At 38.3% G+C, this 9,954-nt stretch carries 11 protein-coding genes and 2 pseudogenes; 2 read left to right on the top strand and 11 right to left on the bottom strand.

Annotation, left to right across the window (positions count from 1 at the left end; translation table 11 throughout):
- A partial coding sequence (locus FCJ93_RS25875) for an IS3 family transposase (protein ID WP_137743581.1) occupies positions 1-76 on the top strand: 76 nt, incomplete at its 5' end.
- A 212-nt stretch (positions 77-288) separates the two neighbouring features.
- On the opposite strand, the gene FCJ93_RS09640 is transcribed toward FCJ93_RS25875, so the two are convergent.
- The 6 genes from FCJ93_RS09640 to FCJ93_RS09620 form a co-directional block, all read right to left on the bottom strand.
- Entirely contained in the window at positions 289-501 is a 213-nt protein-coding gene (locus FCJ93_RS09640) for a hypothetical protein (protein WP_095311797.1), read from the bottom strand.
- A gap of 4 nt (positions 502-505) precedes the next feature.
- Positions 506-724 (bottom strand): hypothetical protein, encoded by a 219-nt coding sequence (locus FCJ93_RS09635; protein WP_095311799.1) that lies wholly within the window; start codon positions 722-724, stop codon positions 506-508.
- A gap of 221 nt (positions 725-945) precedes the next feature.
- Entirely contained in the window at positions 946-1,215 is a 270-nt protein-coding gene (locus tag FCJ93_RS09630) for a hypothetical protein (protein ID WP_137743575.1), read from the bottom strand.
- Positions 1,181-1,486, bottom strand: coding sequence for a transposase zinc-binding domain-containing protein (locus tag FCJ93_RS25870; RefSeq protein ID WP_445678163.1), 306 nt, complete (start codon positions 1,484-1,486; stop codon positions 1,181-1,183). Before FCJ93_RS25870 ends, FCJ93_RS09630 begins: the two co-directional genes overlap by 35 nt.
- Before the next feature lie 373 nt (positions 1,487-1,859).
- Positions 1,860-2,030, bottom strand: coding sequence for a hypothetical protein (locus FCJ93_RS24970; RefSeq protein WP_170211276.1), 171 nt, complete (start codon positions 2,028-2,030; stop codon positions 1,860-1,862).
- Between the two features lie 18 nt (positions 2,031-2,048).
- Positions 2,049-2,687, bottom strand: a complete 639-nt coding sequence (locus FCJ93_RS09620; protein ID WP_095311804.1) for a hypothetical protein — start codon at positions 2,685-2,687, stop codon at positions 2,049-2,051.
- Positions 2,688-3,000: 313 nt separating this feature from the next.
- Between FCJ93_RS09620 and FCJ93_RS25430 the strand changes: the two are divergent.
- A pseudogene (locus FCJ93_RS25430) lies at positions 3,001-3,592 on the top strand (IS5/IS1182 family transposase); the annotation flags it as partial.
- A gap of 315 nt (positions 3,593-3,907) precedes the next feature.
- Here FCJ93_RS25430 and FCJ93_RS26025 read toward each other — a convergent pair.
- From FCJ93_RS26025 to ftsE, 5 genes and pseudogenes are all read right to left on the bottom strand, one after another.
- Positions 3,908-4,427: pseudogene (locus FCJ93_RS26025) on the bottom strand (transposase); the annotation flags it as partial.
- 142 nt (positions 4,428-4,569) lie between these two features.
- Positions 4,570-6,003: a S41 family peptidase gene (locus FCJ93_RS09605; protein ID WP_137743573.1), complete on the bottom strand. Its 1,434-nt coding sequence runs from the start codon at positions 6,001-6,003 to the stop codon at positions 4,570-4,572.
- A 320-nt stretch (positions 6,004-6,323) separates the two neighbouring features.
- A complete protein-coding gene (locus FCJ93_RS09600) occupies positions 6,324-7,595 on the bottom strand; it encodes a murein hydrolase activator EnvC family protein (protein ID WP_137743572.1) in 1,272 nt (423 codons plus the stop codon).
- A gap of 92 nt (positions 7,596-7,687) precedes the next feature.
- Positions 7,688-8,581, bottom strand: a complete 894-nt coding sequence (ftsX, locus tag FCJ93_RS09595) for a permease-like cell division protein FtsX (RefSeq protein WP_095311812.1) — start codon at positions 8,579-8,581, stop codon at positions 7,688-7,690.
- On the bottom strand, positions 8,571-9,257 hold the full coding sequence (gene ftsE, locus FCJ93_RS09590; RefSeq protein ID WP_095311814.1) for a cell division ATP-binding protein FtsE: 687 nt from the start codon (positions 9,255-9,257) through the stop codon (positions 8,571-8,573). The genes ftsX and ftsE overlap by 11 nt, the downstream gene beginning before the upstream one ends.
- Positions 9,258-9,954 lie beyond the last annotated feature (697 nt).

The following is a 9,954-nucleotide window of genomic DNA, read 5'->3' as shown; positions in this document are numbered from 1 at the left end:
ATTCTATAATCATGAAAGATATCAAAAACGATTAAACGGCCTTAGCCCTATGGAATATAGAGCTAAAGCCGCTTAGATCATTTTTATTATTTCCACTGTCTACTTGACAGGGTGCAGATCAGCTGCTACTTGCCGATTTTTTTTATATACTCTTCTCTTCGGTGACATATCGGCCATAACTATAAAGTCGAAATGATTACTTTTTCCTTATATTCCAAAATTGCACTCTTTTTGCAAATCCAGAAGAACAAAATCGCTAACGCGACTTAATTACGACCCAAGTGTAGATTATTCACTTGGGTCTTTCCTCGCCTGTCTCATCGTTCCATTACAAAAAGGACATACTACTTCCACTTCTTCATTCTCTTCTAAATCAAAATGAAACTCCTCTACCACATAATCTGGAACTTCATCTTCCTTCCCACAATCCATACATTTAAAAATAATGAATTCCATTTCTTCATCTAATCCAAATAGATCCTCTTCTTCTAACCATTTCAATCATTCATCCTGCTCTTTGTTTTTGCTCAAGGTTTATCCTCCTCATCGTTTTGATTGATTCCATGTTCTCCATGTAATGATAGATGAATCCGTAATCTGCATGCCAAACCTCTACCAAATCCATTTCTCGATGGCAATGCGGACAAATGAATGAACCTTTATCGAATGCTTCGATCATTCTTAGGCGATAGGTCTTCTTTTTCTTCTCTAAAAGTAACGACAATTACCTCATTCTCATAAACGCATATAGACGAAGGACATTCTTTGCCTTTATAGATTCATCTACTATACAACCCAAAACGACCAGCCATTCGAAAATGCTTGGGATGGATGTGCTGTATTCATTTATAAAGAAATTTGTAAACAGGCAGCGTTTCATCTACATGCTGGCCTGTCTGGATCTTCATACCAAACAAAACTTCACGACTTTTCCATCATATTCTCTCAATCCGATACTCCGCTATCACAGGTCTTGCCAAGTATCTCCCAATGTACTTTCGCATCTTTCATCCTTTTTTCTGCATCCACATAGAACCCTTTCGGATATCGCTGATACCATTCATTCATGAGATTCCGGACTCTTTGATTTTCAGGAAACCATTTCTTTAAAAGTTCTAGTACGACCTTTTGCCAAGACTTTCTCAAGAATTCATATGGAATATATCCACTTGGAACCCATTCATTTCGATGATCTAGGGCACCCTCTGTTACCAACGTATGCTTGCTTACTAAGTTCGTTCAATTTCTTTCTGTCTTCAAAGAATACGTTTCTTATTTCTTTCGGTATCGTAAACACCATATGACGATGCGGAACGTCAAAGATCATTTCCTGTTGTTTATCTGACCAATCATCCGTATATTTTTTACCACACTTATGACAGAAACGGCTTTTACAAGTGAAGCAAACAAAGACAGGCTTCGGATTTCCTTCACAACCTAGACATTCATAACGAGCATAACCTAAATCACGAGTCCCACACTGAATAACCTTTTCAACGGTTTCTTTTATATCCTCTCGATAGGCCTCAGAAATCTCCTTTCATTCAATTTCCAAAATCCATCAAAATGGTCTTTTAAAATGGTCTTAATGACTCCGCTTCCTTGTTTACTCATATCGATACTCCTACTGTTTATACGAACATATTATCGAACACTTATCCACAAGTCGAGGGAATTTATAATTTCCTAGATGAGAAAAACCGAGCAAAAACCGCCCGGTCCTTTTTTGTTTAAAAAATATTTGATAATTTGTAACCACTGAAAGCTTCATCTGGAGTAGAAATCAACAAGGCACATAAACAATATAAAAAAAAGAGGAGCCCGAAGCTTAGCTTTTGGGACAACCTCACAATCTTTTTTTATAAGAGATTGCTCAAAATAATAACAAATATTCCTATCCCAACAATCAGAGATACCACAAATTGCTTTATTGGGAATTTTTCATTTTCTTGTTTTCTTTTTCGGAAGGCGAGGACAAGGATAATCACGAGTAAGAAACTTAATATATAGTAGACCATCATCCAATCCAAAATCCCACCTCCTTTCTATTATTGCGGCTCTACATTAAAGACTGCAGCATAAGTTATTCCTAAATAGACTCCTTTTCCATGATTATTAGCAGTAACACGAGCTGACATTAACCCAGCATAGGCAGCAATGATAGCTCCAGTAAAAGCTACCCCAGGGAACCAGATGCCAGCTACTGCTCCTGCTCCTGCATAACCGGCAGCAACAGACGACATATCTGCTGCGAAAATATTTGCATTACAATAATTAAAGTAACGGGATGTCCCCCACCAGTGCATTGCCGGAGCAGTATTCTTTCCTGGACAGGAAGCCAAGATTGAAAACCTACCCTCAGTTGCAGGAGGCTCTAACGAAATAATTTCCAGATTACTTTCTGCTTTTAGTATACCATTTTTTATCTCTTTATTTAAATCATCCAAATAATTTTTTTGCAGTTTAACCAATTCTTTATTATTGCCATCTTTTGTAGCTGAGTTTGAATCAAATTTAAACAAACCATCCTTAACAGAAATGTAAGGTTCCAATTCCATAATATCTTCGAATGTAAATTCGCTAGTCTGTTGCTCCTTACTAAAATAGCTTGCTGCCTGGGCTGAGGTATTCGACAAAATTGGTAAAATCAATAATACTGCCATGAATGCTACTAAAAATTTTTTCATTCCCTCTCTCTCCTCTTTTCTAATAAAATTTTGGGTTTTCTAACTTCATACCTTTATAACCATCGAATCCCAAGAATCTATCTGTTACTATGATCGATTGATGGTGTAACAGTTCCTAAATTGGAATCCTGCATAATCAGTACTCCTCTATATTACCCTCTATGAAAAAAGCATGTTTCTCCTAAAAAAGATTATTTCACCAACCATATATACTAAAAGCTACCTATTAAGTCATATTTTATTAAATAATATAACTATAGTTATATTTTCAAGCAGTCAAAAAACCTTTCGAGAGCTAACTATTTTTTCTGGAGCTATTTACCAGGTAGATGGAGTCTATGAAAGAGAAGTTTCCTGCCTAAACAAAGACAGACGTGCTGGAGGATGAAATTGCTTATTCCCAGAAATTCATTGAAGTAATTGAGAAAGAAGAAGCTCTCCTACAATTGAATGAACAGCTGAACCTATTGAAAGAAACAGTCGCAGATGACATCAAACAGCTCCAATTTTCAAAGGACCAGTACGGAAAATTCGGCCACAAGACTGCCGACACCTCCTTTTTTGAATACAAGACGCACTTGACAATGAATGAAAAACGGATCATAACTGCAGAGTTGTCATACTGGAGAAAAAAAAGATGGAAAGCAACTGGAAACACTGATTGAAAAAAATGCAGAAGCAAGAATGGATGTCTGTAAAGCAGGGCATATGGCGATAAGAAAAGCACGACAAGGAAGAAAGAATGTAGGCACAAACTAGGACAAGATTAAAGCAAAGAATAGCGAGTTAAAACACAGACACGGGTACGATGTGGCTATATCCTCGAGTCTAATTGGCATGAAATTACAAGGTGCCATGGCTATATTACTGTAAATCTCAAAAGAATACTGAAATTACTGGGGTAAGATAGAAAAAGAAATAGACATTAAATAAGGGAAAAGTTGATTTATTCCTTTTTTTGATAATGAAATCAACTTTTTTTCTTGTAAAGACAATCATATCAATCTAAAACCGTCAGATTTTTAGTGCCCTCCAAATACCGCCCGGTCCTTTTTTTAAAGGACATCCAAGATTTTGTACACTATCCCATTACCCCTTTATAATACTCTGGATACATTTGACCACCACATTTCTCACAAGAAAACATTGGCGGTGTCGTTGGATCTCCATCATCCACTAAATCAAAATTCTTTACCACACTTAACGGGATATTCTCCTTCTCATGATACACTAAACAACCAAAGCTGATGCTTTGGTTGTTTAACAGTTATTTGGAGGGAGTTGGAGACGTTGGCTTCTTTTTATTTCTTCTTGTTATACTGGCGAAATGATTGATCACCCTCTCTAAATAGGATCTGGTTGTATTACATAATGCAACTTTTATTTTTAGTTTCCCCCTCTTCAGGACAGACTTCTCCCTTGTATTTATAGTAACAATCACGATTCGGACAAACGAGTGGATCCTTTCTGCCACTCGCGATCATTTTCTCTCTTCATGTCTAACAAAACTATTTTCTTCCTCACTTTTACAATCCACCGTTTTACTTTTTGTTACCAAATGCTAAGAATTTTTTTGTATACTCTCTTCGTTCTTCTAGAGTACATTCCATAGTATCGTATGGTTTTAAATTGCTCGTCCGGTATATGGCAAATGAAGCGTGAAATAAACTCTTCCACACTTACACTTACCGTTTCATTCTTTTCTTTGCCGTCTGTTTTATCCACATATTTGATTGTAACGCTTTACCCATCATATTCCATATTTAATTTTGAATCGTTCCCAGCGTTAATTTTCATCAAAGAAAATTCGTCTTAAGATATTTGTCTCCATATTGGAAAAATACCATAGGGGCAAATTCTGTGATGTTCATAAATTTTATACTTATCTCACAATATAGCGCAATGCGGTTTGCAATTGCAGGTCATTTTGCTCTTTTTTCATCTCTTCCACAATGGCAGCCTCTAAAGCTGAAGCTGTTTGTTTATCAATTCTTCCGCTGGCAGAGAGCTTCTTTTGATTTTGGAACGCCATAACGGCTTTTTCAGTAGCTTCATCAAAGTATCCATCTTCGCGTCCTGGAGCAAAACCGAGGCTGTTTAACATTTGCTGGGCAGTTTGCACTTGTTCATTGTTCATATCTTTCATTAAAGCTGTATCAATTTGCAGTGGGTGGGTATGATAAATCTCTGGCTGGCTCACTTTCATATCAGGCTCAATCCCTTTTTTATGAATCCAGTTTCCTTCTGGTGTCAGCCATTTAAATATGGTCAGTTTGATATTGCTGCCATCGCCCATCGGAACAGGCTGTTGGACTGTACCTTTACCAAAAGTATTTTCCCCGATAAGCTTATAGCCGTTAGCCTCCTGCAATGCACCGGCCAATATTTCAGAAGCAGAGGCACTTCCCTGATCAATCAACACCACGACCGGATACGGCTTTTCTTTTTCTAAACTGGAAAAATAACGAAGCTTTTCTCCTGAGCGTTGCTGAATTTGAACATAAGGTTTCTCCTTTGTTACGAACTCTTTAAGAATTTCCTCCACACTCGTTAATAAACCACCAGGATTTCCGCGCACGTCGATAACAAGCCCCACGATCCCCTTCTTTTCCATTTCTGTTAATTGCTGTTTAAATTCATTGCCCGTTTCCTCAGAGAAGGAAGTAATTTCAATGTAGCCGACGTTTTTATTTCCTTGTTTTTTCACGTCTCCGTAAACAGTAATCTGCGGAATCTCGTCTCTCTTTACCTCGACTACTAAAGGCTCTCGCAACCCTTGCCTTTCGATTTCCAACTTTACAGTGGAGCCTTTTTCCCCACGGATCTTCAAAGTAGCTTCATACAGATCAAGACCATCAATGCTTTCTCCATCAACTGATAGAATGCGGTCATTGGGCTTTAATCCTGCCTTCTCTGCTGGTGAATCTTTGAATGGAGCCACAATGATTACTTTTCCGTCAACCATGCTTACTTCAGCACCGATTCCTTCAAACGACGATTCCAGCGTTTCATTGAATTGCTTCACCATCTCCTTATCCATATAGACGGAATAAGGATCGTCAAGCGTGCTAAGCATCCCCTGAATAGCACCTTCTACCAGCTCTTCTTCTTCAACTTCTTCCACATAGCCGTTCAAAATTAATTCGTAGGCTTTTCCGACTTTATCTAAGCTTTCTAAATTTACTTCCATATGATTTTCGCTCTCATCTTGCGATTGTGCTTCCTCCCCATTTGTCCACTCAAGAACGGCATATGCACCAGCAGCGCCTATTCCTAAGGAACAAGCGATAATAAGAGCAGTCCAAGTATGTTTCATTGTCTACCTCCTGTCCATTGGTAAGCCCCTATAGAAGGCCATTTTCGCATCAATCATTGCGAGGATTAGCCTTTTGATAAGTTTGTCTCTTCACTATATGACGGAAGCGGACAAGTTATGAATTCACCCCTCTTTTTTTTGCATGATCTTTATTATGTGTAGGTGCGATTTTTTGCCTTACTTTCACCTATCGTTTCAGCGAATCAGAGGAGCTTTCCTAATAATTGAAAAGTTTGGTTTTATAAGTAATAAACCAATTATGGCTAAAACAAAGCCTTTTACAAAAAGAAAAGCAGGAGAAATGAAGTTTCTCCTACTTTTTATAATGGAACAATGCCAACGGGATTGATCGCATTTGTTTTTGATAGATTCCATTCGCCTCTATGCAGTTCAAAATGTAAATGCTGACCATACGAACGACCGGTATTGCCCATTAGACCAATTTGCTGACCCTTTGAAACCACCTGGCCTTCACTCACTTCACGATTTCTCATATGAGCATATACTGTAGTATAAATTTGCCCATTAATAGAATGAGAGATGAAGACAGCATTTCCATAACTAGTAGAATAATAGGAGCGGATGACAACTCCATCGGCAGCCGCATAAATAGGAACAATGCCGCTCGCTGCAATATCCACACCTTTATGATCCCCTAGAGAACGATTCCCAAAGCCTGATGATAAATATCCGGCAGCGGCCGGCCTTGTCCAAACCCCACTTGAAACCGGAGGTGCTGTAACAGCTGTTCCATCACCTGATGAAGCCTTCTTCGCCGCTTCCTCTGCTCTGCGTTTTTCTTCAGCTACTCGCTTTTTCTCAAGTTCGATTGCTTTTTGCATCGCTTTTTTCTGGGCAGCAAGAATCGCTTTTTCTTCTTCTAATTCAACCATTTCATCATGCATGTGCTCTTCTTCTTGTTTCAAAGAAGCCATTACCTTCTCTTTCTCAGCCTTCTGAGCAGCAAGAGACTTTTTCATCTCTTCCAAATCCTGCTTCAGCTTCTGCAGCTTGGAAAGGGTGTCCTGTACTTCTTTTTGTTTGCTTTCGAGCTCAGCTTTATCCGCATTATGTTCCTTGAGGATATTTTGATCCGCTTCAACAAAGGCAGCTACAGCCCCAAGGCGATCAATAAAATCGCTAAACGTCTTTGCTCCAAGTAGAACATCAAAATAAGTGACTCTACCATTCTCCTGAATGGTCCGTGCTCGATCCTTCAGCAACTCATTTCGATTGGCAATGCGTGTTTCCAATACTTTAATTTCTTGTTCTAGCGTTTCAATATTAGCTTCCGCTTCTTTAATTTGAAGCTCTTTTTCCCGTATTTTTGTTTCCGTATCACCAACGGCTTGGTCAATTCGCTTTATCTCTTTGTCAACATTAACCTGTTCATTTTTTACTTCATTAAGCTTCTCGCCTTGTTCATCGAGCTTTGAATTAATTTCTGATTGTTTTTCGTGAATGTTTTTTCGTTGCTCATTCAGTTGGTCAATTTTCGAATTTGCTGATGCTATGTTTATCGGATTGCCTGTTGCCAAAATACCCAACCCTAGGGTGGAAGCAACTGAAATGGTTAAAAGCTTTTTCTTCAATTCAGATTTCTCCTCCCTCATTATGTAAAATAATAAGGATCTCCAGAACGGATCCTGGAGATCCTAGAACATACTTTGCAAACGAATCGTAATTAAACTTTCAAGAACTTCCTTACGGACATGACACTTCCCCAAATCCCGATGAATGCGCCTAGTAACACTAGTAAACCGCCTACTTGGAACATAAACGGATTAAATTCCAGCAATTGGATAAAATGCCCTTGAAGCTTTGATGAAATATACTCGTAGGAATAGCGATATATCATGCTAATGAAGGAAATCGGGATGACCGAACCTAGAATCCCTAGCATTAGCCCCTCCATAAAGAAAGGCCAACGGATAAATGAATTGGTTGCACCTACCAGCTTCATAATCTCAATTTCTTTTCGTCTCGCAACAATCGTAATTTTAATTGTATTTGAGATTAAGAACATCGCTGTAAATAATAGGCCAACAATTAAAACTAAACCAACGTTTCTACTTGTTTTAATAAAAGAAAATAGTTTCTCAACATCGTCTTGTCCATATCGCACCTTAAAGGCAAAGTCAAGATTCTCAATTTTTTTAGCAACACTCTCTAGATGCTCAGGTTGTTTTGTTTTGACGATAAACACATCGTATAAGGGATTATCCTGTTCAAAGAGCTTAAAAGCCTCCCCTTCCTCACCAAGGCTAGAAATTAAATTATTAAGCTCATCTTCTTTCGGGGAATACACGACAGAGTCCACTTCAGAAATTTTTTCAATATTGCTTTTTAAAGTGTCCTGATCTTCCTTCGTTGCAGCAATATCAATATGAACTCGAATGCTGACATCTTCTTCAATATCGGTTGCTACTTTATTTAAGTTCATCATAATGACGAAGAATACACCCACAAGCAATAACGTCACTGTCACAGCACTTATGGATGCAAATGTCATCCAGCCGTTACGCGCAAGGTTCCTTAAGCTCTCCTTCATATGTCGGCGAAGTGTCCTAGCTTTCATATCCATAATCACCTCGCTGCTCATCACGGATTATCTGCCCATTTTCAATAGCAATTACGCGATGTCTAATTGTATTTACAATTTCTTTATTATGGGTGGCCATTAAAATCGTTGTTCCTCTTGTATTAATCTCTTCAAAAATTTTCATAATCTCCCATGAAGTTTCCGGATCGAGGTTACCAGTTGGTTCATCAGCGATCACGACCTTTGGAGAATTGACGATGGAACGGGCAATCGAGACCCGTTGCTGTTCTCCTCCAGAAAGTTCAGTCGGAAGCATTCTTGCTTTATGCTTTAAATTAACAAGCTCCAATGTTTCCATTACACGCTTTTTAATATATTTAGGCTGCTCTTCGATTACTTCCAGAGCAAAGGCAACATTTTCATAGACAGTTAATTTTGGCAGCAATTTAAAATCTTGGAAAACAACGCCTAACTGTCTACGGAAATGAGGGATTTTACTCTCTTTCAGCTTCCCTAAATTCACACCGTTAATCATGATTGTCCCTTTGCTTGGCTTTTCCTCTCGGTACATCATTTTGATAAAAGTCGATTTACCGGCTCCACTTGGTCCTACTATATATACAAATTCCCCTTGATTGATACGCACACTGAGTCCACTAACAGCGACAACACCATTCGGGTACTTTTTATACACATCTTCCATTTCTATCATCTATATCACCTTTAGGCACTTTCTATAATATTTATAAACATTTTCATTATTTTTGTTCTTTTTTGTAGCCAAACCCATTATAACATCATATTTTGTCGATCACCCTTTAAAAAATATTACATTTTCTTTTCAAAGTGGGGAAAACCCTATTTTTTTACAAAAAAGAAGGATTTTTGCACTAAAATTTCCAACTGAACACCGTCTATTTTACCTAGTTTCGATGAGTTTTAATGGTAAAATTGGCGAATATTGGATGTGATGAAGATGAGGGTCCTCGAAAAATGTAGTATTCTCACTCATTTTATTACGAAGAGATGATTGAATTATGCTTGGTTTTATTCAAGGTGCAAGCTCCTTGCTCATCGCCTAATGGCCTGTTTTTTCGATAATTACGATAGCTTTGCGATGACTTATCGGATCAGGCGACAGGCGCTGGAGTTCGATGTACAAAGGCGGAAACACCTTGTTTTACCGTGGTGTACTGAGTTTTTACTGAGATTAGAAGTTTGAGAGAGTTAGATGTAAAGAAAAGTGAGGGGAGCCTTTGAACAATCGGAAAGCAGCTTGGTCCTTCAATGATCATTTTTAGGAGCTTTCCATCGTGTTCATCATCATAGGCTTGCGGTTGCTGGATGTGAGCACAAGCAAATCTACCGTTTTGTAAACAAGCAAAAAAGCAAGCAAAGAAAAAGAGTCC

Origin of the sequence: Robertmurraya siralis (genome assembly GCF_005502275.1) — a bacterium.
Classification (GTDB): Bacteria; Bacillota; Bacilli; order Bacillales; family Cytobacillaceae; genus Robertmurraya; species Robertmurraya siralis.
Note: the sequence above shows the minus strand (reverse complement) of the source record. Positions and strands in the feature narration are given on the sequence as shown.